Origin of the sequence: Ramlibacter sp. (assembly GCF_028291745.1) — a bacterium.
GTDB lineage: Bacteria > Pseudomonadota > Gammaproteobacteria > Burkholderiales > Burkholderiaceae_C > Ramlibacter.
The window spans coordinates 57,277-82,533 of record NZ_JAQGNQ010000056.1; the positions used below are offsets into that span (position 1 = coordinate 57,277).

The window sequence follows — 25,257 nt, forward strand, 5'->3', positions numbered from 1 at the left end:
GGGCGGCCGGGGCGCGGCAACCCCGCGCGGCACGCGCTCAACAGCGCGGCACGGCGCCCGCAGCGCTTGCGGCTGCGGAACCCACCAGTGCACGCACCTGCGCCATGAACGGCTCGCAGGAGAAAGGCTTGGCCAGGACCGCATCGACGCCCAGCGTGGCGGCGGCGGCAGTGGCGCCGTGCATGCGCGGCGTGAACTGGCTCGAGATCGCGAGCACCCTTGCGCCCGGGAAGCGGCGCCGCAGCATCGCGATTCGTCCGGCCCCCTCGCACTGCGGCATGGGAAAGTCGGCGATCACGAGCACCACGCGCGCGGCGCACGCCACGCATCCGCAACGCAAGGGCGTGTATCCGCCTCGCTGCAGCCACTCTTCAAAGAGTGTGCGCAGCGGGCCGTCGGGCTCGCACAGGGCGACCGCCGGCAACGTGGAGTGGAGTTCGGCCGGCGCGTCGGGCGCTCCGGGTTCGGCAGGGAAGGACATCGCAAGGCGCTCGCTTGACTGTGACACGGTCAAAGCGTAGCGGCCCGCATGCCTGGCCGCATTGCAGCGCGCGTAATTGCCGCTACATCTCCAACGCGCCGGGTGCGCCCGTCGCCGCCGGCGGGTTCGCGGCCGGTACCGGCAAGCAGGCAGGCTGCACCGGGCAGGTTCAGGCCAGTGCTGCGAAGCGGCATCAGCCGGTCACCAGCGAAGCCGCTCCGGTGAACGGCTGGTCCGGCATCACCAGGTTGGCCGGTGGCGGGCTTCGTTTCCGCTCACGAAACGGACGCCAGCGGCCACGATGCGGACCCCGCCGCCCGCAGCGGCGGCAATCATCGTGACGCGTGCTCGCGGTGCGGGTGGCGGTGGAGTGGCGTGTGCGGTGTCCGGTCCGCGCGCCTTCTTTCCAGGAGGCTCCGCCGTTCAGCGGCCGTGACCGCCGCCATGGCCACCACCTTCGTGGCCGCCACCCTCGTGCAATTCATTGCCACCGAATTGCGCCATCCGGCCGGCATGCATCTGGGGATCGTGCCGCTCGCCCATGGCAGGCAGTCCACCGCGATAGCCGTGCCGAGCGTCGAAGTGGTTATCGACGCGGCCGCGGAAGCGGTCGGGACCGTGGAACCACGGCCCGGCGCCGATGAAGCCGCCATTCAGGAACCATTCCGGCCCGTAATAGCCGGAGGGCGCACAGGCGTAGGGAGCGTAGTCGTAGAAGCCGTAGGGGCAATTCGGCTCCGGGCCGATGTTCAGGTTGATCTGGGCCTGTGCGTTGCACGCCAGCCCAGCCAACAGGATCCCGGCGAGAGTCGCCGGGGCGAGGTGTCTGATTGCGTTCATCGATCCTCCTTGCGTGCGAGGGATTGGGCGGCGGGCGGGTCACCGCCCTGCTTCAGCCCTCGCCCGGATTGGTTGCAGCTGTCATCCGGGCGGTGGGCCGGTCGATCCACCGCCCGAGCGCGTGCCTTACTGCGCCACGCCCGGCTCCGGCGCCGCCCCGAGTTGGGCTGTGTCGGGGCCCTGCACCGGCTGCTGCTGCGCCTGCATGGTCTCCGCATCGATGGCGCGTTGCGCGGCGTACTGGCGCGGATCCTCCTGTGCGAAGGTCAGGCCAGCGTCGCCCGGGGCGATGATGTCCCCATCCCGGATGGCCATTGCGGTTTCGGCCCTGACCTGCGCGCGCGTCTTGCCGACGACGACCGGCGGCGCCGGGTACTCGGCGGGATCCTCCTGTGCGAGGGTCAGGCCGGAGTCCCCGGGAGCGAGCATGTCGCCGTTCCTGATGGCGGTCTGCAGTTCGGCTTGCACCTCGGCGCGCGTCTTGCCGGGGGCTGCGGCCGCCTGCGGAGGGTACTCGCTGGGATAGAGCTGCCGTTCTGTCAGGCCGGCGTCGCCCGGAGCCAGCATGTCGCCGTTCTGGATGGCTTCCTGGAGTTGGGCCTTGACCTGTGCGCGGGTCAGCCCCTGCGCCGACGACACGCCCGCAACCGCGGCAAACACAAGGGCCGCTGCCAGTTTGTACTGGTATTTCATCTGGATTCCTTTCACATTCACAATGGCATCCGGTTCAACGCAGGCCTGAGAAATCAGCGCCTGCGACCGGATGCACGTAGGATATGAATGCGACGGCGACGACCGCATTACGTGCGGACTACATCGGCAACAGGTAGATTGCGAAAGTGCTGCCCTGCCCCAGCTCGCTCTTGACGTCGATCGCGCCGCCCGCGTCGGCGACGATCGCGTAGACGATCGAGAGGCCCAGACCGGTACCCCGGCCGACTTCCTTCGTGGTGAAGAACGGCTCGAAGATGCGCGCGAGCGTGGCCTCGTCCATGCCGCTCCCGTGGTCGCTGACGGTCAGGCACACATGGCGGCCGGCAGCCAGCGTTCCGTGCGAGAGCGATCGCCGGGCGGCGACGTCTTCGACGGCGAGCACCACCTGGAAGATACCGCCCGCGGCCATCGCGTGGATCGCATTGCTGCACAGGTTCATCGTCACCTGGTGGAGCTGGGTGGCATCCCCTGAGACGACCAGCGGCGACGCGGGCAGCGTCGCCTCGACCCGGAGGTTGGCCGGCAGCGAGGCCTTCACCAGTTCCAGCGTCTCCTGCACCACGCCGGCGATGTCGACCGCTGCACGCTTGCCGCGCTGGCTGCGGCTGTAAAGGAGGATCTGCTCGACCAGCGACCGGCCGCGGTTCGCGGCCGTGACCACGTTCTGCGCATAGCGCCGCAGGGGCGAAGCCGGCGCCGTGTCCTCGACCAGCGTCTCGCCGTACGCGAGGATCCCGCTCAGCACGTTGTTGAAGTCGTGCGCAATCCCGCCCGCGACCCGGCCCACGGCTTCCATCTTGGCCGCCTGCTGCAGCCGCCGCTGCATCTCCTCGCGCTCGTGCGCGCGCAGCCGCTGCTCGGTCAGGTCGTTGTTGGTTTCCAGGACCGCAATCGGGGTGCCGCTCTCGTCCCGCTGCAAGGCCCATCGGCTGGCCACCACCACTTCTGCACCGTCCCGCTTCGCGTGAACCAGCTCGCCTTCCCAGCGGCCGGTGCGGAGCAACTGCGCGTCGATCTCGGCAAGCGGCACGGGAAAACGCGTTTCGAGGAGCTGGTGCGTGATCCTGCCGACCACCTCGTCCCGGCGCCACCCATACAGCTCCTCGGCACCGTGGTTCCAGAACGTGATGACATCGTGCATGTCGCGAACGATGACCGTGTCGTGCGTGAGATCGAGCAGGCTGGCCTGCTCGCGCAGGACTTCCTCGCTGTGCGCGAGCTCGGCTTCCGCCTTCCGGCGCCGGGTCACGTCCAGGATGAACGACACCCCTTGATCGGTGGCCCCCTCGAAACAAGCGCCGGCGATGAGAACCGCGACGCGTCCGCCATCCTTGCGGATGTATTCCTTCTCGTAGGGTTGGAAAACCCCGGTGTGCGCCAGTTCTTCGATCGCGCGCGCGTCCGCGGCGCGATGTTCGGGCGGCGTCATGCCGGCCCAACTGACGTTCCCCGACAGCAGATCTTCCCGGGAGTAGCCGACCGTCTGCAGGAACGCGTCGTTCGCCTCGCTGAGGCCCCCGGCCAGGTCCCAGAAGTGCACGCCGATGATGTTGGACTCGACGAGCCGCCGGATGCGCGCTTCGCGCTCACGCAGCGCCTCCTCGGCTTGCTTGCGCTCGCGGTTTTCCTGCCGCAGGTCGTCGTAGAGCAGCGCGTTCTCGAGCGAGATCGCCGCCTGGGAGGCGAGCAACTCCAGTACCGCCAGCCGCTCCGCCGTGAAGGCGTACGTCGCCAGCTGGTTCTCCAGGTACAGCAGGCCCACCAGCGCGGATCGCCGCATGATCGGAAGGCACAGCACCGACTTCGGTTGCCCGCGGGCGAAGTGGGGGTCGGCCGAAAAAAGGTGCGGCTGCGTGGCGTCGGCCAGCAGCACGCGCTGCTGGCTGCGCCGGACATAGTTGATGAGCGATGCCGGCACCGCCGATTCGGGCGGCGCCTCGCCGGGCGGCACGCTCACATGGATCGTCTGTTGCTCGACGCCCGCTTCGGCCGTGAGAACCAGTCGCCCATCGCGGGCAAGCAGCAGGTGGCCGGTCTGGGCGCCGGCGTTTTCGAGCACGATGCGCATCAGCTTGTCGATCAGGTCCCCGAGCACGATCTCGCCGGAGATGGCGTGCGACGCCTTGACGACGCTGGCGACGTCAAGATGCTGGAGCGGGAGACCGTTGCCGGCTGCGGTACGGTGCCGCTCCGGAGCGGCCAGATGCGGATAGAGCCGATCGAGCTGCTTCGTCTTGCCGTCGGCGCCCCACAGGGCATAGCCGGCGCGGGCGTCGTGCAGGTGGGCCAGCCCGTTCTTCTCGAGACCGCGAGCCAGATAGAAGCGGCCCGCCAGCTCGTTGGCGAGGGCCTCGTTGTGGACGAACCCGTTCTCGCGTGCCGAACGGATCGCCTGCTCGTAAAGGTCCATGGCGTCGAGGGCGCGACCTTCGATCCGGGCAATCTCCGCCCCGACGAGTGCGGCGCGGTTGCCGAAATTCTCCGGGCAATTGGCCGCCCAGATCTCGAGCTGGCGATGGTGCGCGGCCAGGGCATCGACATGCCGCCGTCGCTGGTCGGCCATCGCCCCGTCGCAGGATGCCGCCCGGGCGAGTGCCCCGTAGAAGTGATACTCCGCCGTATCGAACAGTGACGGCGATGTCCACAGCAGCGGTTGCGCCCGCTCCGCGAACTCGATGGCGGCCGCATGGTCGCCGGCGAAGAAGCGCGCCTGCAACTTGCGGATCCAGTACCAGCACTCGGCAATCGCCAGGTTCGGATTCTCCGAGAAGTGCCGCTCGATTCGGCGCTCGTCGAACTCCTCGTCGTCAAAGCAGCCGAAGCTCGAGGTCGAGCCGCGCAACGTCCGGATCAGCGCGAGCTGCGGCAGCACCAGGTCGATGCCAAGACCGAAGCGCATCTTCTGCGCGAAAGTCAGGCCGCGCTCGGCCTCGGCCTGGGTCTCATCGAGAGGGTCTCCCGCCGCGAGCCGGTTGGTGTTCACGTGATGGCAGCAGAACGCCGCAAACACGAGGTCACCAACCTGGTTCGCGACCTCGAACGCGCGCCGCACCAGGTCGCGGCCGGTGCGGACATGCTTGGTCCACGGCAAGACGACGTTGCCGAAATTCATGTAGGTCCTGGCCTGGAAGCGCTTCAGCCCGCGCTGCTCGACCAGGTCGTAGCCCAGCCGGCCGAATCGATATCCGGCCTGGTAGTCGTCGAAGTGCGGTCCGGCGAGCAAGCCAAGCGTCGCATAGGCAAAGCATGAGGCGTCGCAGTTGCCGCCCTCGACGCTGAGATTGACGGCCCGGCAGATGACGAGCGAAAGCAGGTTCGCATCCGTGTACCAGGCAGGGGCCGTGAGCTTGGTCAGCACATCCAGGGTGGCGAGGGACGTCCGATCGCTCATGAAGGGCAGGTCGACCAGCGCCTCGATGGTGCGGTCTCCGAGCGCAGACCAGATCCGCTGGTATTCCCGGCGCGCGTCCTCCGCCGTCGGATGCGGCGACCAGTCGAAGCCCAAGTGCCGGAGGTAGGCCAGGCCGACCGCCACCGCGCGGCCGCTCTGGTCGAGGGTCAGGTCCACATCGATGCGCAGGCACGCGACCGACGCGCGTTCGACCGTCGTTGCCGCGCGCTGCGCCAGCGCCGTCAGGCGCTGCTCCGCTTGCGCCAGCGCGCCGGTCAGGAACTCGCATTCGGCCCGGTCCAGCGCCAGTGCAAATGTGAGCTCGTGGCGCCGCTCCCACGAGTCTTCGGCCAGAAGCGCCGCGCCGGCGACCAGATAGGTGAGCGCCGAGACATAGGCGGCGGACGCCTTCGCGCGCCGGCCGGCGAGCAGGTTGAGCTCAGCCAGCCGCTCACGCTCGTCCCGCGACGTGATCAGCGCGGTGCCGCGATTGAGCTGGTTGACGATCTCGAACACGTGCTCGGCGAGCCCGTCCGCCGCCTGGCCGGCCAGCAGCGCGCGGCCGATGCGCAGGTGGACTTCGGCCCGCTGCCCTTCGGGAATGAGCGAATAGGCCGCCTGCTGAATCCGGTCGTGCAGGAACTTGTAGGAACTCTCCTGGCGGAAGATGAGCCCCGCGTGCACGGCTTCCCGGAATCCGGCATGCATCTGCGCCGCCGATCCCCCTGCGAGCAGGGTCAGCGTGGCGACTTCGGCGAGGTTGCCCAGGCAGGCGAGCCGCTGCACGGCCTCCTGGGTGGACGCGGACAAGAGCCGCAGCTTGCCGGCCATCAGCTCCACGACGTTGTCGGTGTAGCTTCTGGCGCGGATGCGATCCACATCCCATTGCCACCCGGGCGCGGCGGCGTCGAACGCGAGAAGGCCCTCATCGGCGAGGGCCGCGAAGAACTGGATCGCGAAGAACGGATTGCCGCCGGTCTTCTCATGGACCAGGTGCGCGAGCGCCTGCGCGCGCCGGGGCTCGCAGCGGAGCGCGTCTGAAATGAGCCTGCCCACATCCTCCGCCACCAGAGGCGACAGCACGATCTCGTGCACCGGCGCGCCGGCGCCGCGAACCACTGCCAGCGTGCGCCTGAGCGGGTGCGCGGCATCGACTTCGTTGTCCCGGTAGGCGCCGACCAGCAGCAGGTGCCGCGCCTCGGAATGCGTCAGCAGGTGCTCGAGGAGGTCCAGCGTTGCGGCGTCCACCCATTGCAGATCGTCGAGGAACAAGGCGAGCGGGTGCTCCGGTCGCGCGAAGACGGCAACGAACTGCTGGAACAGCATCTGGAACCGGTTCTTGGCATCCTGCGGTGCCAGCGCCGCGACCGGGGGCTGGGGCCCGAGCACGAGCTCCAGCTCCGGCACGAGGTTCACGATGAGCTGGCCGTTGGGGCCGAGCGCCTGGAGCAGCGCGTCGCGCCAGAGTGCGAGCTCCGTATCGCTCTGCCCGAGAATCGACCGGACAATGCTCTGGAACGCCTGGGCCAGCGTTGCGTAAGGAATGTCGCGCTTGTACTGGTCGAACTTGCCGGACGTGAACAGGGCGCGCGACGGCACGAGCGCCTTGTGCAGCTCGTTCACGACCGCCGATTTGCCGATGCCCGAATACCCGGAGATGAGCACCAGGGCAGGCGCGCCGGTGGCGACGACCTGATCGAAGGCGGCTGTGAGCGCCTGGATCTCGCGCTCGCGTCCGTACAAGCGCTCCGGAACGACAAGCCGGTCCGGCATGTCGCTCGTCCCGACGGGGAAGGAAGCGATGCCTCCCACGGACTCCAGTTCGGCGAGGCAGCGCCTGAGGTCGGCCTCCACGCCGCCGGCTGTCTGGTAGCGCTCCTCACCCAGTTTGGCGAGCAGCTTGAGGACGATGTCCGACAGCTGTGGCGGAATCTCCGAGCACCGGTCCGCGGGCGGCAGCGGCCGTTTCGCGATGTGCGAATGCACCCACTCCATCGGGTCCGAGGCGGTGAACGGAAGCCCGCCGGTGAGCATTTCGTAGAGCGTGACGCCCAGCGAATAGAGGTCGCTGCGCGAATCGATGGAGCGGTTCATGCGGCCCGTCTGCTCGGGCGCCATGTAGGCGAGCGTGCCCGCGAGGGCCTGCGATGCCTCGAGAGGCTGGCGTTCGCGCGGCAGCAGCGACGCGATGCCGAAGCCCGTGAGCCAGGCCTGCCCGCTCGCGACGTCGACGAGGACGTGGGCCGGCTTGAGGTCCTTGTGCACGAGGCCCCGTTGGTGCATCCGCCCGAGCGCGGCCGACAGGCCGATGGCGATGCGCAGGAATTGACGCAACTCCATCGGCTTTCCCACGAGGCTGTCCAGTGGCTCGCCGCCCGTGTCCTTGAGCACGAGGACAGGCCGGACGCCGTGGCGGGCGAGCGCGAGCGGCTGGGCCGCCCATGCGGGCTCGAGCTCGGCCGCGAGCGTGTATTCGTGCTCGAGCCGTTGCAGGCAGCGGGGCGCCGGTTGTTCGGCGGCGGGAGCCAACACCAGGACGGGGAACGGGTAGCCCTCATACCGGCCACGGTAGAGAGTGAACTCGTGGTCGTTCCGCAGAGGCTCGAGCACGTACGCGGACTGCTCGCTCATGGAGGGAACCTCGCGTGCTGAGTGCTCAGGGCGGTCATTCTGTCATCCATCGCCCCTGCCGCCAAGCCGGCGCGCACTGCACCTGACATGCAAGCGCGCCGAGCCGAAACGCGATCATCGCGCCTGCGCCGGACAATGTCCTGGTCGACGCTCGATACAAAGGAACGCGCATGCAATCCCATCTCCGCCCTGCCCGCGCCCGGCGCGCGGCGCTGTTCGCACTGCTGCTCGCCGCCGGCGCCACAGCGCTTGCCGCAAGTTCAGGGGAAACGGCTTTCCTCGCCGACAATCATGCCGCGATGATGAAGATGATGAAGGCCATGCAGGTCAAACCTTCCGGCGACGTCGACGCGGACTTCGTCGCGATGATGGTGCCGCATCACCAGGGCGCGGTCGACATGGCCCGATCCGAACTGCGCTACGGTCGCAACGCGCAGTTGCGGCATATCGCGCAAGACATCATCACCGCGCAGCAACAGCAGATCCCGGCGATGCAGGAGGCCCTGGCGCAGAAGGCGCCGAGATAGGCAACCGCCTTCGCAGGCGCTCCAGCACGGGTCCGGCAGGCTCACTCATGGAGGACTGCTCGGATCCGGCTGGATCATCGGCGTGCCCTGCTGCGTGTGGATCCTCGGCAGCAAGCGTCCCTGGAACATGAGACGCACGGTCGCGATTGCGATCAGTCCGACCACGATGTTGGCGGCGACGAAGAGATACGGCGCGATCGTCCCGACGGCGCCCGTGGCCCCGCGCTCCACCATGGCAAGCGGTGCGGTGGCCAGCGCGGTCGCGCCGAAGGTGAAGGCCCAGTAGGAAGGTGCAAAGGGTTGCTGGCGGATCCAGGGCAGCAAACGCAGCATCAGGACGGCCTGCAGCAAGCCATACCCCAGCATGGCATAAGCGAACGGGTCGGGCGCACCGGGCGTCACGCTCAGATAGGCAACCGCTCCGACCACCGGCGGGGCGAGCTGGATGCCAAGGGTTGGGCGCAGTGCAGCGGGCATGCTGGCCACGGTGTACAGCCGATGCAGCAGCACGGATTCGATCGAGAGCCAGGAAAACAGTCCGGCGCCGAACGCGAGCCGCCCCCAATCGCCATGCCCGAACGCAGCAGCGGCCGTCGCCGTGACGAAGATGCCGGCGACTGCCGGGAGATAGAGGACCGGGGTCGTCGTGGCGGGATCGCGGCCGCCTTGCCACAGGATGCCGGTTCGCCAGACCGCGAAAGCGATCGTGAAGGCCGCTCCGAGAATGAAAAGGATCTGCGCGGCGAGCCGCGAGTACGCAAGAGCGGCCGTGGCGACCAGCATGGTCGAGACGCCGATGAGGCCCACGAAGCAACACTGGACCGGATGCCCCAGCTCTTGCAGCGCATCCGCGCGCGCATGCATCCACTTGGCCGCATAAAGCGCCAGCAGCAGCAACCAGGTGACAGCGGCCAGGAGCATCAGGATTTCACCGACGACTCCTGGCATGCCCCAGACGTGCGCCGCATGACGCCACGCGCCGCCCAGCCCGGCGAGCCCCAGGACGATCCCGAAGTACGAGGCCGGCACGGCGATGGCTCCCACGGTCAGCCTCCGGTGGCGTCCCTGGCGACAGTGACGGCGACGGCGCTGGCGAAGCGATCGACTGTCTCCGTGGCGCCGAACTTGCCCTTCGCCGTCATCAGCCCCGCCGCGACGCCGCCGATCGTGATTTCCGATGGATCCTTCAAGGCGCGCGCCACGCCATCGCCATAGGCCGGATCGGCCCTCCTGCAGTTCGCCACATGTCTTTCCTGGACCTCCCGGGAGGCGCCGTTCATCGCACGCGCGGTGTTGTCGAACAGCAGCTGCTTCTGTTCGGGCGTCATCTTGCGAAAGAGATTGCCCGGTTGCTCCCAGTGATCCTCTTCCAGGCGGTGGTCGTAGTGGCGGGCGTCGCCTTCGAGCGCGAGCGGCGGCTCCGCGTACTCGGGCTGGTTGTCCCACAATCCCGCGCTGTTCGGGTGATAGGACGTGGTTGCTCCCAGGTTTCCATCCGTGCGCATCTGGCCATCGCGGTGATAGGAATGCACCGGACACTTCGGCGCGTTGACCGGGATGTGGTTGAAGTTGACGCCCAGGCGATAACGCTGCGTGTCGCCATACGAGAACAGCCGCGCCTGGAGCATCTTGTCGGGAGAGAAGCCGATCCCGGGAACCACGTTCGCCGGCGAAAAGGCCGCCTGTTCCACCTCCGCGAAGTAGTTGTCCGGATAGCGATCGAGCTCCATCACGCCCACTTCGATCAGCGGATAGTCGCCCTTGGGCCAGACCTTGGTCAGGTCGAAGGGATTGTGCTTGTGGGTCCTGGCCTGCTGCTCCGTCATGACCTGGATGAAGAGCGTCCAGCGCGGAAAGTCGCCACGGTCGATGGCCTGCAGCAGATCCCGGCCGTGGGTCTCCCGGTCGTTCGCCACCAGCGCCGCGGCGGCCTCGTCCGTGAGGTTCTCGATTCCCTGCTGCGAACGGAAGTGGAACTTCACCCAGCTGCGCTCATTCCTTGCGTCGATCATCGAATAGGTATGGCTGCCGAAGCCATGCATGTGCCGGAACGACCTGGGAATGCCACGGTCGGACATGACGACGGTCACCTGGTGCAGTGCCTCCGGCAACAGGCTCCAGAAGTCCCAGTTGTTGTGGGCGCTGCGCAGCCCGGTGCGGGGGTCACGCTTGATGGCGTGATTGAGGTCGGAGAAACGCAGGGGATCGCGGAAGAAGAACACCGGCGTGTTGTTGCCGACGATGTCCCAGTTGCCGTCCTCGGTGTAGAACTTGACGGCAAACCCGCGGATGTCGCGCTCCGCATCGGCGGCGCCGCGTTCCCCGGCGACGGTCGAGAAGCGCGCGAACATGGGCGTCTGCTTGCCGATCGCCGAAAACATGGACGCCTTGGTGTACCTGGTGATGTCGTGCGTCACCCTGAAGGTGCCATGTGCGCCCCAGCCCTTGGCATGCATCCGCCGCTCGGGAATGACCTCGCGATCGAAATGCGCGAGCTTCTCGATCAGCCAGATGTCCTGGAGCAGGGCCGGACCACGAGGGCCGGCCGTCAGGATGTTCGTGTTGTCCGGTACGGGAGCACCGGTTGCATTGGTGAAGCGTTCGGGATTCGACATTGGTTTCCTTGTCATGACTAGTTGCGGCCAACGCTTGCTTGTAAGTACCTGGCCAGCGCCTCGACCTGATCCGCCGGCAGCGGAGCGTCGTAAGAACTGCGCATCTTTTCGATCTCGCCCTTCCATTGATCCTGCGTGAGCGGCGGTTGGCGCAGGACCATGCCCGCCGAGTGGCAAAGGAGGCATTGCGCATTGGCGACGTCCGCGCCGCTTGCGGCCGGGAACCGGGCTTCGCTCGTGGGCAGTTCGACGCTGAGCCTGGTCCAGGCCGCGTCGGCTGCCGTCTGCGCGCCCTCCACCGAGGGTGCGGCATCGGCGCCCATCCACAGCAGGCCGCCCGCGACCACCAGGACAAAGATGGGAGACAGCACTGCGTCCAAGGCAGCATTGCGCAGCTTCGCATTCATGATCGTCCCTCGCCGCCTAGCCCGCCCGCACGGACACCGACTCGATTGCGTTGCGCTGGAAGCCCGACGGGTTCCAGTTGGCCTGGGCGGGCTGCGCAATGCCTTGCGTGTTGATCGCCTTGACCATCAGCGTGTGCGCGCCGGGCGACGACAGGCGCAACGGGATTTCCCACTGCCGGAAGCCGTACTTTCCATGGTCGGGCCCAAGCCGCGCTTCCTGCCAGCGGCCGCCCGCATCGGCGGAGAACATCACCTTTGCCAACCCGGTGTCGCCGCCGAAGGCGATGCCGCGCACGCTCGTCGTTCGTCCCGGCGCCAGCAAGGCGCCGTCCTTGACATTGGTGAAGAACGAGCGCGGCGGCATCCGGTTGATGGGCACCATGTTCACTCCCTGCTGTCCGGGCGCCATGTTGGCGAACGGCGTGTCGGGAATCACGTAGGCCCGGGTCATCCAGAAGTTGTCGTCCGGTTGGGCCAGCACCTCGATGTCGGCCAGCATCTTGACCCAGTAGGTGGCGTACCACCCGGGCACGACCAAGCGCAGCGGGAAGCCATTCACCAGCGGCAGGTGCTCGCCGTTCATGGCGTAGGCGATCATGACCTCGCCGTCACGCGCATGGTCGATGGCGAGCGACTTCATGAAGTCGGGCGTCTGCGGCAGCAGGCCCGTGTCCAGACCATTGAAGCGAGCCTGCAGGGCCCCGCCCTTGACCCCCGCGCGATCGAGCACGTCCTTCAGCCGCACCCCTCGCCAGAGGGCGTTGCCCATCGCCCCGTTGGCCCATTGGCCGCCAGGCACGCGGGGGCTGAAGAACCCGCGCGAGTTTCCCGAGCACTGGTTGACGGCGGCCATCTCGAACGGCTCGAACTCGCGCACGAGTTGATCGAGTGTCAACGCCAGCGGCCGCTGTACTTGCCCCCGGACCTTGAGGCGGAAGGTGGCGGGATCGACCGTGCCGGGGATATTGGGCAGGTGCCAGCGCACGTAGAAGCGGTCGTTGGGCGTGAACACGCCCCGGTCGAAGACTTCCCAGGGCGTTTCGAGCAGCGGTGGTCGCGTGCGTTGCAGCAGCAGCTCGCCCTTCTGCGGGAAATTCGCAACCAGTTCGCGCCGGCCGTTGGCAAAGGGAAGCTCGGCGAATGACGCCGCCCTCGCCGGCCCGGCCGACGCGCCGAACAGCCCCGCCAGACCGGCGCCGCCCACGCCCTCGAGGAATCGCCGCCGGGCCAGCCGCGCCGGCGTCAAGTTGGATTGCGGCATCGCATCGTCTCCAGCATCAGGTCGAACGACCCGTGCTAGCCCACCCACCGCGAACCGCGGATGAGACTGCAGAAGTTCGCGCGCCGGAAGTTCGGCTCCTTGTCCGCCAGCACATCGGCCTTCACGTTGCCGAAGGTCGAACCGGGCTTGTGCCTGATGCCGTCGTAGAAGGCCTGGATGATGTCTTCCTTGAAGTGCTCGGTGCGCGGAAACGCCGCGACGATCGCCTCGCGTTCGGCGTCGGAGAATTCCGCGTAGGCGATGCCGAGTACATCCATCTCGACACCGCTGGTCAACAACGCAACCACCGGATGCATGTGCTGGGGGATGCCGGGCGTGGTGTGGAGTGCGATCGAAGTCCACACCGTGTCGATGTCCTGCCGGGAGATCCCGTGGCTGCGAAGGAACTCGCGGGCGGCGTTGGCGCCGTCGACCTCGAATCGCTCGGTCGCGCTGCTGTGTTCCGGAGTCAGGCCCATGTCATGGAACAGGGCACTCACATACAGCAGTTCCTGATCGAAGGCGAGGCCCTTGCGCTTGCCGGCTGCACAGGCAAAGCAATAAACGCGGCATGAATGATTGAACAGGAGGACGCTCTCCGTGTCGCGAACCAGTTCGGTCGCCTCGCGCGTCAACTTGCTGTCGGGAATGGTTACGCCGGAGGGGAGGGAGAGCGACGCTTCCCGGACGATAGCGTTGGTGTGCATTGCAGTTCGTGTGGCCACGATCATGTTGTCGGGGAGTGCAAGAGTGGGCCCGCACGGTGGCGAAACCGTTTCAAGTCGCCGCTCGATGACCACGAACGTAATGAACAGCGCTGCCACTGCAACAGGGGACTTCGCACATGCGGCACGATGGCCCTCTCCAGCGCCAGAGGCGAGGGGCGGGCCACGGGATTTGTTACGCAGCGACGCAACACCTTCATGCGCCCTCCAGGTTTCATGGACACCATGTTCACCGCGCGCATGGCTTCACTGCGCGCCGCAAAGGACCAGAACCATGAATGAAGATTCCTTGCCAGCAACGGCGCCCGGCATGGGCGGCGAACCGCCGGAACACGCCATCCCCGACCTGATCGGCCAGGTCTACGAGGTGGCGGCGCCCACGGAGCGCGGGCGGATGCTGGAGCTGCTGATGCGGCCGCTGGGCGTGCTCTCGCTGGTCGCCATCGCCCATGGCATCTTTGCGGCCATCCGGTTTCGCAGCGGCCGTGAGTTCCACATCCAGCTCGACGAGCTCGGGCGGGTGCAGGCCGGCGACGTCGTCGCGCTGGCGCAGCATGTGCAGCAAGTCAGCGTGGAAGCGATCGACAGCCTCGCGCAGCTGCTCGCAAGCTCGCCGCAGCTGGCGGCGTCGGCAACCGCGGCCCTGCTGCTGGCAACGCTGGTCAAGCGCATCCGCGCCAGGATGGCGCATTCAGGAACGCGCGACGACTGACGCCGGCCGGGTCACATGAGCTTCGGGCGCTGATGACGGTACCGCCCCAGGAATGGCCGACCAGCACGGTGGGTCCATCTTGCAGTGCCAGCGCCCGGCGCGTCGCCGCGACGGAGTCGGCGAGCGATGTCAGCGGATTCTGCACAGCGGTTACCTGCAAGCCCGCCGCCTGGAGGCGCGCAATGACCTCGCTCCAGGAGGAGCCGTCCGCCCACGCGCCATGCACCAGCACCACATTGCGCGCTGGTGCTGGCCGTGCGGACTGTGCCGACGCTTGCGCCATGAAGAACAGCGCCGAGACCAGGCCGAGGGCGATCATCATCAATTTCCGCAGTGTCTTCATTGCAAAGTCCTCCAGCGAATCAGGAAGGCCCGACGACTGGCGCCGGTTCGGCGAGCCGGGATCGTTGCGATTGAAATGCAGCCGGGGCTCGCGACGGGCCGCATCGCGTCAGGCGCGATACACGCGGTTGTTCACCACGCGGACGCGGTCGCCGACGCGCAGTTCGCCCTCGCCGACCTCGGTTTCCTCGAGCTGGCCGCCGCCGTCCAGCCGCACGGTGATGCGATAGCGGTCGCGCGCGTTCGCGTGCTCGATGTGGTTGCCGGCGACCGCGCCGCCCACGGCGCCGAGGATGGTCGCGGCCACGTTGCCGACCCCGCCGCCGATCTGGTGGCCGATCACGCCGCCGGCGACGCCACCGAGGATTGCACCCAGGCCGGTGGGCGCCGACTCCCCGTCGCGGAACAGTTCGATGCGCTCGACCACGCCGGTTTCGACCCGCTCCACATTGGTAGGACGGTCGTTCCATGCGAAGGGTGCGTCGGAGGCGCAGCCCCCGAGCATGCCAAGGGCTGCGATCACCGCCAAAGCCGATGCGGGAAGTTTCACGGGTATTCCTTTCTTGGGTGGTACGCCAGGCGGCGCAGCCCGATTGGGATCGACGGCGATTCCAGCCGCGTTACGCCGCGCCGCGCCCCTGTTACGGGTGAGACCGTCCCCGCGGCGCGCGTAACACCCCGGGAGCGATGCGAGCGCGAAATGGCGCCCTGACGCCTCACGCGGCACCTCCATGGAGAAACTTGCATGCACCTCAAGATCCTCTCGGCTTGCGCCTGTTGGCTCATGCTGCTCGCCGGCCAACAGGCCTTCGCCCAGGTCATGCGGGGGGAAGCGGCCATCGGCAGCTGGCGCGACGACCAGCCCGGCGTCCGGCGCCGGTTGACGCCGCAGGACCTGCCGCCCACAGGCAAGCCCACCTACGGCGCGGCCCAGGTCGTGCCGGTGCCCCCAGGTGCGCGGCCCCAGGTCCCCGAGGGCTTCAAGGCGGAACTGGTCACCACCGATGCGCACAAGCCTCGCGTGATCCGCGCCGCACCCAACGGCGACCTTTTCATCGCCGACAGCATGTTCAACTCGGTGCGCGTGCTGCGCGTCCCCGAGGGCAGCGCCAAGCCGGAGCAGGACGTGGTCTTCGCGAGCGGCCTGAAGCAGCCGTTCGGCATTGCCTTCTATCCTCCCGGGCCCGATCCGCAATGGGTCTATGTCGCCAACACCGACAGCGTGGTGCGTTTCCGCTACCGCAACGGCGATCTCAAGGCGACCGGCAAGCCGGAACGCATCATCGAAGCGCTGCCGTCGGCGCATCACTATGCGCGGGACATCGTTTTCTCGCCGGACGGCAAGCGGCTCTACCTGGGCGTCGGTTCCGGATCGAACGCGGCGCTCGACATGTTTCCAGAGCCGCACTGGACCATGCATCCGGAACCGCGCAACGTTGACGGCCTCGCGGAGTGGGTCAAGACCAAGCCGCTCGGAGCCGCATGGGACACGGAAGAATTGCGCGCGAACGTCCTGTCCTTCGACCCGGACGGCAAGGACATGAAGATCGTCGCAACGGGCTTGCGCAACTGCGAGGGCATGGCGATCCAGCTTGCCACCGCGCAGCTCTGGTGCGCCGTCAACGAGCGCGACGACATCGGCGACAACACGCCCTTCGAATACGTGACCCACGTCGTCGAAGGCGCCTTCTACGGCTGGCCCTGGTATTACATCGGCGGCCACGAAGATCCACGGCATGCCGGCGCGAGGCCCGACCTCAGGAACAAGGTCACGGTCCCCGACGTGATGATGATGGCCCACTCGGCGCCGCTGCAGATGACCTTCTACCAGGGCGACAACTTTCCCGCCGAATACCGGGGAAGCGCCTTCGTCACCATGCACGGGTCCTGGAACCGCGCGCAGCGCACGGGGTACAAGGTGGTGCGGCTGCTCTTCGACGCGAACGGCAAGCCCACGGGGGAATACGAGGATTTCATGACCGGCTTCGTGCTCTCCGACAGCCGGATGTGGGGCAGGCCGGTGGGGGTCACCGTCGGCAGGGACGGCTCGCTGTTCGTGACCGAAGACGGCAATGGCACGATCTGGCGGGTGTCGCGCCGATGAAAGTGACGCTCACCGTCAACGGCAGGCTGGCCGACGTGGAGGTAGCCGATCCCGCCATGCCGCTGTTGTATGCCCTGCGCGACGGGCTCGCGCTGCGCGGGCCCCGCTTCGGCTGCGGGCTGGCGCAATGCGGCGCCTGCACGGTGCACATCGACGGCAAGGCGGTCCGCTCCTGCGTCTACCCGGTCAGCGCCGTCGGCCAGGGCAAGGTGACAACGCTCGAAGGCCTCGGCAGCGCGCGGGATCCGCACCCCCTGCAGCAGGCCTTCATGACCGAGCAGGCGGTGCAGTGCGGCTATTGCATCAACGGCATGATCATGCAGGCCAAGGCGCTGCTGGACGCGAACCCGCATCCCACGGAGGCAGAGATCAAGGACGCCCTCGCGGCCAATCTCTGCCGCTGCGGGACGCACCTGCGGATCGTGCGCGCCGTGCAGCGCTTCGCCGCCGGCGCGAGGAGCTGACGATGGACGCTGGCGCAGCGCGTGAGGGCGTGACTGCCCTCCAGCGGATTCTGCGTGCTCGCATGCGCTGGAGCGCAGGGCCATCAGCCCTGGGCCGCCTTGGCCTCGAAGGCGTCCATCACCCGCGCCGAATAGACCAGGGCCGCGCCCGCGTTGACGGCGATCGCAACGCCCAGCGCTTCGGCGATCTCCTCACGCGTCGCCCCCTGCTGCAGGGCGGCTTCCGTGTGCACGGCAATGCAACCGTCGCATTGCCGTGTCACCGCCACCGCGAGGGCGATCAACTCGCGGTTCTTTCCACCCAGCAGGTTCGTTTTCGATCCCGCATCGCCCAGTTGGCGATAGCCGCGCACCGTGTCCGGGGTGGCCTTGGCAAGCTGCCCTATGCGGCGCAGCAGCTGTTCCCGGTAGCCATTCCAGTCCAACATCATTTCGAACCTCCAAGGTGATCCCGACGAAAGCTCCATTCAACGCACTCCCGGTGCACCCACGGTTTCACTGCCTCCGCCCAATCATTGCGTCCGCAACCGGAAGTCTGCGCGACGTAACAGTGGCGGGAACGCCATCGCGCCCAATCCGGCATCGACAGCACACAGGAAGAGAGGGAGGGCATGCGCACGAGAGTTCACCTCGGCTTCGCCGCCATCGCGCTGGGTGCGGGCTCGCTTCTCGTGGGCTGCGCGAGCAGTCGTGGCCTGGTGCCGCAGGCGTCCTTGCGGCAGCCCGACGTGCTCGCGGCGGATCGCAGCCTCGCCGGCGTGCCCGTCTCCGAGGCCGCGTGGCCGCGTGCCGACTGGTGGCAGACTTTCGGCGATCCGCAGCTGACGGCGCTGGTGGCTGAAGCGCTCGCCGGCAGCCCTACGCTGGCGGTCGCGGCCGCGCGTGCCCGCAAGGCGCTGGCGGTGGCCAACGTGAGCCACGCGTCCTTGTTGCCGCAGGCCGGAGGCGGCGCTTCGAGCACGCGCGCGTGGCTGCCCGAATCCCTTGCCACGCCGCCGCCCCTGGGCGGGAACTGGTTCACCCTCGACCAGCTCCAGGCCACCCTCAGCTGGGACCTCGACCTGTGGGGCAAGAACCGCGCGGCCTACGAGAGCGCGGTGGGCGCTGCGCGCGCGGCGGAGATCGACCTCCACGCCGCCCGGCTGGCGCTCTCGACCAGCATCGCGCAGGCCTACGTGCAACTGCAGCGGGACCACCTGCAACTGGACGTGGCGCAGGCGAGCCTGGAGGAACGCGAGCACATCCTGGCCTTGACGCTGGCCCGGAACGCGGCCGGACTCGACACCCGCGTGGAGCTCAAGCAAGCGGAGGCCGCGCTGCACGTCTTGCGCGTGCAGATCGCCCAATTGCACGAGCGCATCGCGCTCGCCCACGACCAGATCGCCGCCCTGCTGGGTGCCGGTCCGGACCGCGGGCTGGCGATCGCGAGACCCGCGGCGCAGGCGCTGACGCCGGTGGCGTTGCCGTCGACGATGCCCGCGGAGCTTCTCGGCCGCCGCCCCGACCTCGTCGCGCAACGCTGGCGGGTCGAAGCGGCGGGCAAGGACATCGCGTCGGCCAAGGCGCAGTTCTATCCCGACGTGAACCTGATGGCCCTGGCCGGATTCCAGAGCTTCAACGGCGCCAGCCTGCTGACGGCGGCGAACCGCATCGAGGGCGTCCGGGCGGCGATCTCCTTCCCGATCTTCGACGGCGGACGCCTGCGCGGCAACCTGGCCGGGAAGGATGCCGACTACGACATCGCCGTGGAGCAATACAACCAGGCGCTGGCCGATGCCATGCGCGATGTGGTGGACCAGATCGTCTCCCTGCGCAGCCTGGCGGAGCAACGCGGCGAGCAGACCGCCGCCCTCGCCCCCCTGCAGGAGGCCTACGACCTGTCGCTCCTGCGTTATCGCGAGGGGCTGGGCAACTACCTGCAGGTGCTGTCCGCCGAGCAGCCGCTGCTCGATCAGCGCAGCCGGCAGGCCGACCTGCGGGCGCGGGAGCTGGAACTTTCGATCAACCTGATCCGCGCCCTGGGCGGAGGAGTCCTATGAACGACGTCGCCGAAGCGGCCCCGGTCGCGGCCACGCAGACCACCCCGAGCAACGCGGCACGCAAGCGCTGGCTCGCCATCGTGATCGGCGCATTCGTCCTGGCCGGCGCGGCATGGGGCGGGTACTGGGCCCTGGCCCTGCGTCACACGGAGTCCACGGACGACGCCTACGTCAACGGCAACGTCGTCCAGATCACGCCGCAAGTGGCCGGAACGGTGATCAGCATCGCCACCGACGACACGCAGTTCGTGAGCGCGGGACAAACCCTGGTCGAACTCGATCCGCAGGATGCAACGATCGCCCTGGAACAGGCGGATGCCCGGCTGGGCAAGGCAGTGCGCGAGGTCCGGGGCCTGTTCGCGACCACCGGGCAGTTGGGCGCCACCGTGGACCAGCGCGCGTCCGATGTCGCCCGCGCCGCCGAGGACCTGAAGCGGCGCGAGCGGCTCGCCGCCTCCGGCGCCGTGTCCGGCGAAGACCTCCAGCACGCGCGCGACACGCTGGCCGCCGCGCGCTCGGCGGAGCTGGCCGCACGGCGCGAGCACGACGCCAATCGCGCGCGCGTCGACCGCACGACCGTCGCGAACCATCCGGACGTGCTGGCGGCGTCGGCCCAGGTCCACGATTCTTATCTCGAGCTCTCGCGCACACGCCTGCCGTCGCCGGTATCGGGCTTCGTCGCCAAGCGCGCCGTGCAGCTCGGGCAGCGCGTCGCACCGGGTGCGGCATTGATGGCGGTGGTGCCGCTGGACCAGCTCTGGGTGGAAGCGAACTTCAAGGAGCCGCAGCTCGCGACCATGCGCGTCGGCCAGGCCGCCACGCTGACCGCCGATGTCTACGGCCGCAAGGTCGCCTATCACGGCACGGTGGTCGGCTTCGGCGCCGGCACCGGCTCGGCTTTCGCCCTCCTGCCGGCCCAGAATGCCACCGGCAACTGGATCAAGATCGTGCAACGCGTGCCGGTGCGCATCGCGCTGCAACCGCGCGAGCTCGCCGAGCACCCGCTGCGCATCGGGCTGTCGATGGTGGTCGACGTGGACACCGGCCCGCCTGCCCTCCAGCCGCCGCAGCAAGCCGCCGCCGCGCCGCCCGCGTACCGCACCGGGGTCTACGAGGCCGTCGACGGCCACAGCGCGCGGCGGATCCAGGCGATCATCGCCGACAACCTGTGAGCGCGCCCTCCGCCGCAGCCGCCGCGCCGCCGTATCTCTCCGGCGGCATGCGCGCCCTGGGGACCGTTGCACTTGCGCTCGCCACGTTCATGAACGTGCTGGACACGTCCATTGCCAACGTGTCGATTCCCGCGATGTCGGGTGACCTGGGCGTGTCGTCCGACCAGGGGACCTGGGTGATCACGTCCTTCGGCGTCGCCAATGCGATCTCGCTGCCGCTGACCGGCTGGCTCACGCAGCGCTACGGGCAGGTGCGCCTGTTCACGGCCTCGGTGCTGCTGTTCGTGATCGCCTCGATCCTGTGCGCCCTGGCGCCGTCGCTGGGCCTGCTGATCGTGTTCCGCGTGATCCAGGGAGCCGTGGCCGGGCCGATGATCCCGCTCTCGCAGACGCTGCTGCTCGCGAGCTATCCCAAGGAAAAGGCCGGCAGCGCCCTGGCGATCTGGGCCATGACCACGCTCGTCGCGCCGGTGGTGGGACCCGTGCTCGGAGGCTGGATCACCGACAACTACTCGTGGCCCTGGATCTTCTACATCAACGTCCCGGTCGGCCTCGGCGCCGCTGCCGTGACCTGGATGATCTATCGCAAGCGCGAGTCCCCCATCGTCAGGCTGCCGATCGACGGCGTCGGGCTGGCGCTGCTCGTGGTGTGGGTCGGGGCGCTGCAGATCATGCTGGACCAGGGCAAGGACCTGGACTGGTTCGCTTCGACGCAGATCGTGCTGCTGGCCATCGCCGCCGTCGTGGGCTTCACGTTGTTCGTTGTGTGGGAGCTGACGGAGCGCTACCCGGTGGTGGACCTGCGGCTGTTTGCGCGCCGCAACTTCCTGGTCAGCACGGTGACCGTGTCGCTCGCCTACGGCACCTTCTTCGGCAGCGTCGTCCTGCTGCCGCTCTGGCTGCAGGAGTACATGGGCTACACGGCGACGGACGCCGGGATGGTGCTGGCGCCAGTGGGCCTGCTGGCCATCCTGCTGACGCCGGTCGTCGGCCGGACCGTGGACAAGGTCGACCCGCGGCTGTTCGTCACCGGCGCGTTCGCGACCTTCGGGCTCGTGATGTACATGCGCTCGCGGTTCGCCACTTCGGCCGACTTCACCACGCTGGCGATACCCACTCTCGTGCAGGGCGCGGCCATGGCGATGTTCTTCCTGCCGCTGATCACGCTGGCGCTATCGGGCCTGCCGCCGGAGCGGATTGCCTCCGCGTCGGGCCTGTTCAATTTCGCGCGGCTCCTCGCCGGCTCCTTCGGCACCTCGATCGCGACGACCTTCTGGGACCGGCGCGCGACCCTGCACCACGCACAGCTCGTCGAGCACATCACCCGCTTCGATGCGCAGGCGCAGCAGGCACTCTCGCTGCTGCAGGCGAACGGAATGAGCGTGGCCCAAAGCCTTGCGGTGGTGGATCGGCTCGTCACCCAGCAGGCCTTCATGCTGTCGGCCAACGACATGTTCCATGCCTCGGCGCTGCTGTTCCTCGCCTTGATCGGAGTTGCCTGGCTGGCGCGGCCGGCGGCGCGAACGCAAGGGGCGAGATCGGCCGCGATTGCGGCCGAATAGGGCCGGCGCCTGGACAAGTTGCGTGAGGCTTTCCTGCTGGCTGGCTTCCAGCAAGCTCACGTGAGCAGGTCCTCGATCCGGATCGGCAGTTCGCGGACGCGAACGCCGGTCGCGTGGTACACGGCGTTCGCGATGGCGGCGGCGGTGCCGGCGAGTCCGATCTCACCGATACCGCGCGCACCCAGTTCGTTCAGCCGGGTGTCGGGGTATTCCAGGAAATGAACCTCCAGCGCGGGCACGTCGGCGTTGGCGGCGACGATGTAGTCCGCGAGGTTGGCGTTGATCGGCCCGCCGCTGCGCGGCTCGTAGGAAGTCTCTTCGAAGAGGGCCATGCCTATGCCCATGACCACCGCGCCTTCGATCTGGTTGCGACCGGTGAGCGGATTCACGATCCGGCCGGCGTCGATCACCGAGAGCACGCGGCTCACGCGCAGTCGCGCAATCTCCGGTTGCCAGGTCACTTCGACGAAGTGCGCGCCGAAGGAGTGGCTCGAGAACTCCGGCTTGCCGGTTCCGAACGCGCCCCGGCCCTCGGAGCTGCCGGAGCCGGACACCGTATCGACCCCAGCACGCCGCAGCAGCTCCGCAAACGCCATGCCGCTCGCCGGCGGCTCGCCGCTCGGATGCACCCGGCCCTCGGTGTACGCGAGAGGGGAGCCCCTGCGGCCCGCCAATTTCAAGCCAGGTGCACGCGAGCCCAGCTCCAGCAGCGCGTCGATCGCCTTGGCCGCCGCCGCCAGGACGGCGGGTATCACGGCGGCCGTCGCCCCGGATCCACCGGACAGCGGACCCGGCGGCAAGCGCGTGTCCCCGAGCACGACCTCCACGCTGGCCAGCGGCAGACCCAGGCTCTCGGCCGTCAGCTGCGCCAGGATCGTGTAGCTGCCGGTGCCGATGTCCTGCGTGGCGCAGAACACCCGCGCGGTGCCGTCCATGCGCAATTCGACGGTCGCGGCGCAGGGAAAGCGCGCGGCTTGCCAGGAACAGCCGGCCATTCCCCATCCCAGCGTCAAGCCATCGCGCTGCATGGCACCCACGCGCGGGTCGCGCTGCGACCAGCCGAACTTCTCCGCGCCTGTGGCCAGGCACTCCTTCAGGTGGCGCGAGGAAAAGGGAAGCTGCAATCCTTCGTCGATCTGCGGCTCGTTCGACAGACGCAACTGCACCGGGTCGATGCCGAGCTTCCAGGCAAGCTCGTCGAGCGCGGACTCGGTCGCCCAGAGGCCCGGCACCGCGCCGGGTCCGCGCATCGAAGTGGCGGAGCCCACGTTGCGGCGCGCCAGTGCGGAGGTGATGCGCAGGTTGGGCACGCTGTACATCTGGGGCGTGGCCTCGCCGCAGTTCTCCCGGTAGTCGTCCAGCATGGATGCATGGTTCACCCAGTCCTGCCGCAGTGAGGTCAGCTTGCCCTCGCGCGTGGCACCCAGCCGGATGCGCTGCTCGATCCGCGGTCGATGGCCCACGGTCTGGAACATCATGCGGCGGCTGACCACCAGCTTCACCGGTCGCCCCAGCTGCCGCGCTGCAGCCGCCGCCAGCGCGGACTGCGTCCAGGGCCAGAGCTTGCCGCCGAAGCCCGAACCCAGGAATTTGGTGATGACCCGAACGTTCTCCCTCGGCACGCCCAGCATCTGCGCCAGCACGTTGCGGTGGTTGACCACCCCCTGCGAGGTTTCGTACAGCGTGTAGTTCGTCCCGTCCCACAGGGCGACGGACGCGTGCAGTTCGATCGGGTTGTGCGTCTCGGGCGGCAGGCCATAGGTCTGGTCCACCTGCACTTGCGCCGCGTCGAAGGCGCTCGCGGCATCCCCGCGCTCGCTCTCCACCCGGTGCTTGGTCTCCGGCGCCAGCTGCGGCGCCACGTTCGGCGCACGCTCGCGGTACGCGACCCGCACCGCCTCCGCGGCCGCCACTGCCTGCTCGTAGGTGTCGGCGACGGCCAGCGCCACGTACTGCCCGTAGTAGCGGATGACGTCGTCTTCCAGCGGAGCACGGATCTCGTCGAGGCGAACCATGTCCGCGCCGAATTCACGATTCGCCGTCGCCCGGAACAGCGGACCGATGTTCGCGCGCTCGAGGATGGCCTGCACGCCCGGCATCTTCGCGGCGCTGCTCGTGTCGATCTCGCGGATCTCGCCGTTGGCGATGGTGCTGCAGACCGGCACCGCGTACAGCATGCCGGGGAAGCGATGGTCCGAGGTGTAGCGCGCCTGGCCGCTCACCTTCAGCGGGCCTTCGACGCGGGGCTGCTCCTTGCCGATGTGGGACATCATTGGGTCACCTCCTTGAGCGCATGCACCAGGCAGCGACGGGCCAGTTCCACCTTGAAGCCGTTCTCGCTGCTGGGCCTGGCGTCGCGCAACACGGCGTCTGCTGCCCGTTGAAATGCCGGCTCCCAGGCCTGCGCGCCGACCAGCAGGGCCTCGGCCTCGGTCGATCGCCAGGGCCTGGTGCCGACGCCGCCCATGGCGATGCGGGCGCGCGCGATCTTGTCACCTTCGAGCTTGACCACCACGGCGGCCGACGCGAGCGCGAATTCGTAGGAAGCGCGGTCGCGCAGCTTGAGATAGCAGGATCGGCTGCCGGGCACGGGAGGCGGCAAGCTCACGTGCGTGATCAGGTCGCCCGGCTCCAGCACCGTCTCGATGTGCGGAGTGCTGCCGGGAAGAAGGTGGAACTCCGCGATCGGAATTTGCCGCGCCCCCCGCGAACCTTCCACGTGGATCGTCGCTTCGAGCGCCGCCAGCGCCACGTTCATGTCGGACGGATTGGTGGCGATGCAGTGCTCGCTGGTACCGAGGATGGCGAGCGTGCGGTTCGCGCCCTCCATGGCGGCGCAACCGCTGCCAGGCTCACGCTTGTTGCAGGGATAGGCTGTGTCGCGGAAGTACATGCAGCGCGTGCGCTGCAGCAGGTTGCCGCCGGTGGTGGCCATGTTGCGCAGCTGTCCCGATGCACCGGCGAGGATCGCCTGCGAGAGCACCGGAAAATCGCTGCGCACGAGGGGATGGTTCGCGAGATCCGAATTGCGCACCATCGCCCCCAGCACCAGGCCGCCGTCCCGCTGCCGCTCGATGCGGTCAAGCGGCAGCCGGCTGATGTCGACGATCAGCGCCGGCCGTTCGACATTGAGCTTCATCAGGTCGAGCAAGGTGGTGCCGCCGGCGACGAACCGCACGGTGGCCCCTTGCTGCGCGGTGCTGGATCGCGCTGCGGCGGCGATCGCGGCGTGGGTGTCCCGCGCCGGGAGGAATTCGAAGGCTTGCATGG

The 25,257-nt window shown here is 68.3% G+C and carries 19 protein-coding genes and 2 pseudogenes; 7 read left to right on the forward strand and 14 right to left on the reverse strand.

What is annotated here, in order from left to right; translation table 11 throughout:
• Positions 1-37: 37 nt before the first annotated feature.
• From JWP60_RS09345 to JWP60_RS09360, 4 genes are all read right to left on the reverse strand, one after another.
• Positions 38-481: a response regulator gene (locus tag JWP60_RS09345; protein ID WP_299789658.1), complete on the reverse strand. Its 444-nt coding sequence runs from the start codon at positions 479-481 to the stop codon at positions 38-40.
• 423 nt (positions 482-904) lie between these two features.
• Positions 905-1,321, reverse strand: coding sequence for a hypothetical protein (locus JWP60_RS09350; protein ID WP_299789661.1), 417 nt, complete (start codon positions 1,319-1,321; stop codon positions 905-907).
• A 126-nt stretch (positions 1,322-1,447) separates the two neighbouring features.
• Positions 1,448-2,014: a DUF4148 domain-containing protein gene (locus tag JWP60_RS09355; RefSeq protein ID WP_299789663.1), complete on the reverse strand. Its 567-nt coding sequence runs from the start codon at positions 2,012-2,014 to the stop codon at positions 1,448-1,450.
• A gap of 118 nt (positions 2,015-2,132) precedes the next feature.
• Complete coding sequence (locus JWP60_RS09360) at positions 2,133-8,057, reverse strand: AAA family ATPase (RefSeq protein WP_299789666.1); 5,925 nt, start codon at positions 8,055-8,057, stop codon at positions 2,133-2,135.
• Positions 8,058-8,227: 170 nt separating this feature from the next.
• Here JWP60_RS09360 and JWP60_RS09365 point away from each other — a divergent pair.
• A pseudogene (locus JWP60_RS09365) lies at positions 8,228-8,569 on the forward strand (DUF305 domain-containing protein); the annotation flags it as partial.
• 60 nt (positions 8,570-8,629) lie between these two features.
• On the opposite strand, the gene tehA reads toward JWP60_RS09365, so the two are convergent.
• Genes tehA through JWP60_RS09390 form a run of 5 tightly spaced genes read right to left on the reverse strand, consistent with a single transcriptional unit; the run spans position 8,630 to position 13,574 of the window.
• Entirely contained in the window at positions 8,630-9,628 is a 999-nt protein-coding gene (gene tehA / locus JWP60_RS09370) for a dicarboxylate transporter/tellurite-resistance protein TehA (protein WP_299789669.1), read from the reverse strand.
• Positions 9,629-9,630: 2 nt separating this feature from the next.
• Positions 9,631-11,199, reverse strand: a complete 1,569-nt coding sequence (locus JWP60_RS09375; protein ID WP_299789672.1) for a catalase — start codon at positions 11,197-11,199, stop codon at positions 9,631-9,633.
• Between the two features lie 17 nt (positions 11,200-11,216).
• Positions 11,217-11,606: a cytochrome c gene (locus tag JWP60_RS09380; protein ID WP_299789675.1), complete on the reverse strand. Its 390-nt coding sequence runs from the start codon at positions 11,604-11,606 to the stop codon at positions 11,217-11,219.
• A 16-nt stretch (positions 11,607-11,622) separates the two neighbouring features.
• The gene (locus tag JWP60_RS09385) at positions 11,623-12,867 is read right to left on the reverse strand and encodes a molybdopterin-dependent oxidoreductase (protein WP_299789678.1); all 1,245 of its coding nucleotides are present in this window, start codon (positions 12,865-12,867) and stop codon (positions 11,623-11,625) included.
• Positions 12,868-12,902: 35 nt separating this feature from the next.
• On the reverse strand, positions 12,903-13,574 hold the full coding sequence (locus tag JWP60_RS09390) for an HD domain-containing protein (protein ID WP_299790185.1): 672 nt from the start codon (positions 13,572-13,574) through the stop codon (positions 12,903-12,905).
• Positions 13,575-13,866: 292 nt separating this feature from the next.
• On the opposite strand from JWP60_RS09390, the gene JWP60_RS09395 reads away from it, so the two are divergent.
• Positions 13,867-14,304, forward strand: a complete 438-nt coding sequence (locus JWP60_RS09395) for a hypothetical protein (protein ID WP_299789681.1) — start codon at positions 13,867-13,869, stop codon at positions 14,302-14,304.
• Positions 14,305-14,332: 28 nt separating this feature from the next.
• Here JWP60_RS09395 and JWP60_RS09400 read toward each other — a convergent pair.
• Both JWP60_RS09400 and JWP60_RS09405 read right to left on the reverse strand, forming a co-directional pair.
• Positions 14,333-14,587 (reverse strand): annotated as a pseudogene (locus JWP60_RS09400) (alpha/beta hydrolase); the annotation flags it as partial.
• A gap of 168 nt (positions 14,588-14,755) precedes the next feature.
• Positions 14,756-15,196 (reverse strand): glycine zipper 2TM domain-containing protein, encoded by a 441-nt coding sequence (locus tag JWP60_RS09405; protein WP_299789684.1) that lies wholly within the window; start codon positions 15,194-15,196, stop codon positions 14,756-14,758.
• A gap of 195 nt (positions 15,197-15,391) precedes the next feature.
• On the opposite strand from JWP60_RS09405, the gene JWP60_RS09410 reads away from it, so the two are divergent.
• On the forward strand, positions 15,392-16,750 hold the full coding sequence (locus tag JWP60_RS09410; RefSeq protein WP_299789687.1) for a PQQ-dependent sugar dehydrogenase: 1,359 nt from the start codon (positions 15,392-15,394) through the stop codon (positions 16,748-16,750).
• On the forward strand, positions 16,747-17,214 hold the full coding sequence (locus JWP60_RS09415; protein WP_299789690.1) for a (2Fe-2S)-binding protein: 468 nt from the start codon (positions 16,747-16,749) through the stop codon (positions 17,212-17,214). The genes JWP60_RS09410 and JWP60_RS09415 overlap by 4 nt, the downstream gene beginning before the upstream one ends.
• An 83-nt stretch (positions 17,215-17,297) precedes the next feature.
• Here JWP60_RS09415 and JWP60_RS09420 read toward each other — a convergent pair whose 3' ends face one another.
• Positions 17,298-17,642 carry a carboxymuconolactone decarboxylase family protein gene (locus JWP60_RS09420; protein WP_299790188.1) on the reverse strand — a complete coding sequence of 115 codons (345 nt, stop codon included), beginning with the start codon at positions 17,640-17,642 and terminating at the stop codon, positions 17,298-17,300.
• Between the two features lie 183 nt (positions 17,643-17,825).
• Here JWP60_RS09420 and JWP60_RS09425 point away from each other — a divergent pair, with 183 nt between their 5' ends.
• Genes JWP60_RS09425 through JWP60_RS09435 form a run of 3 tightly spaced genes read left to right on the forward strand, consistent with a single transcriptional unit; the run spans position 17,826 to position 21,987 of the window.
• Positions 17,826-19,253, forward strand: coding sequence for an efflux transporter outer membrane subunit (locus tag JWP60_RS09425; RefSeq protein ID WP_299789693.1), 1,428 nt, complete (start codon positions 17,826-17,828; stop codon positions 19,251-19,253).
• Entirely contained in the window at positions 19,250-20,425 is a 1,176-nt protein-coding gene (locus JWP60_RS09430; protein ID WP_299789696.1) for an HlyD family efflux transporter periplasmic adaptor subunit, read from the forward strand. The genes JWP60_RS09425 and JWP60_RS09430 overlap by 4 nt, the downstream gene beginning before the upstream one ends.
• Before the next feature lie 47 nt (positions 20,426-20,472).
• Complete coding sequence (locus JWP60_RS09435) at positions 20,473-21,987, forward strand: DHA2 family efflux MFS transporter permease subunit (protein ID WP_299790191.1); 1,515 nt, start codon at positions 20,473-20,475, stop codon at positions 21,985-21,987.
• A 56-nt stretch (positions 21,988-22,043) separates the two neighbouring features.
• Here the strand turns inward: JWP60_RS09435 and JWP60_RS09440 are convergent, their stop codons facing one another.
• Positions 22,044-24,257, reverse strand: a complete 2,214-nt coding sequence (locus JWP60_RS09440) for a xanthine dehydrogenase family protein molybdopterin-binding subunit (RefSeq protein ID WP_299790194.1) — start codon at positions 24,255-24,257, stop codon at positions 22,044-22,046.
• Positions 24,257-25,255 (reverse strand): xanthine dehydrogenase family protein subunit M, encoded by a 999-nt coding sequence (locus tag JWP60_RS09445; RefSeq protein ID WP_299789698.1) that lies wholly within the window; start codon positions 25,253-25,255, stop codon positions 24,257-24,259. Before JWP60_RS09445 ends, JWP60_RS09440 begins: the two co-directional genes overlap by 1 nt.
• Between the last annotated feature and the right edge of the window lie 2 nt (positions 25,256-25,257).

Coding starts and splice junctions, on each gene's coding strand:
- JWP60_RS09385 (WP_299789678.1), bottom strand. CDS start 12,867: ATGCCGCAATCCAACTTGACGCCGGCGCGGCTGGCCCGGCGGCGATTC.
- JWP60_RS09430 (WP_299789696.1), top strand. CDS start 19,250: ATGAACGACGTCGCCGAAGCGGCCCCGGTCGCGGCCACGCAGACCACC.
- JWP60_RS09375 (WP_299789672.1), bottom strand. CDS start 11,199: ATGTCGAATCCCGAACGCTTCACCAATGCAACCGGTGCTCCCGTACCG.
- JWP60_RS09415 (WP_299789690.1), top strand. CDS start 16,747: ATGAAAGTGACGCTCACCGTCAACGGCAGGCTGGCCGACGTGGAGGTA.
- JWP60_RS09440 (WP_299790194.1), bottom strand. CDS start 24,257: ATGTCCCACATCGGCAAGGAGCAGCCCCGCGTCGAAGGCCCGCTGAAG.
- JWP60_RS09425 (WP_299789693.1), top strand. CDS start 17,826: ATGCGCACGAGAGTTCACCTCGGCTTCGCCGCCATCGCGCTGGGTGCG.
- JWP60_RS09435 (WP_299790191.1), top strand. CDS start 20,473: ATGCGCGCCCTGGGGACCGTTGCACTTGCGCTCGCCACGTTCATGAAC.
- JWP60_RS09390 (WP_299790185.1), bottom strand. CDS start 13,574: ATGCACACCAACGCTATCGTCCGGGAAGCGTCGCTCTCCCTCCCCTCC.
- JWP60_RS09420 (WP_299790188.1), bottom strand. CDS start 17,642: ATGTTGGACTGGAATGGCTACCGGGAACAGCTGCTGCGCCGCATAGGG.
- JWP60_RS09395 (WP_299789681.1), top strand. CDS start 13,867: ATGAATGAAGATTCCTTGCCAGCAACGGCGCCCGGCATGGGCGGCGAA.
- JWP60_RS09345 (WP_299789658.1), bottom strand. CDS start 481: ATGTCCTTCCCTGCCGAACCCGGAGCGCCCGACGCGCCGGCCGAACTC.
- JWP60_RS09350 (WP_299789661.1), bottom strand. CDS start 1,321: ATGAACGCAATCAGACACCTCGCCCCGGCGACTCTCGCCGGGATCCTG.
- JWP60_RS09380 (WP_299789675.1), bottom strand. CDS start 11,606: ATGAATGCGAAGCTGCGCAATGCTGCCTTGGACGCAGTGCTGTCTCCC.
- JWP60_RS09360 (WP_299789666.1), bottom strand. CDS start 8,057: ATGAGCGAGCAGTCCGCGTACGTGCTCGAGCCTCTGCGGAACGACCAC.
- JWP60_RS09355 (WP_299789663.1), bottom strand. CDS start 2,014: ATGAAATACCAGTACAAACTGGCAGCGGCCCTTGTGTTTGCCGCGGTT.
- JWP60_RS09445 (WP_299789698.1), bottom strand. CDS start 25,255: ATGCAAGCCTTCGAATTCCTCCCGGCGCGGGACACCCACGCCGCGATC.
- JWP60_RS09410 (WP_299789687.1), top strand. CDS start 15,392: ATGCACCTCAAGATCCTCTCGGCTTGCGCCTGTTGGCTCATGCTGCTC.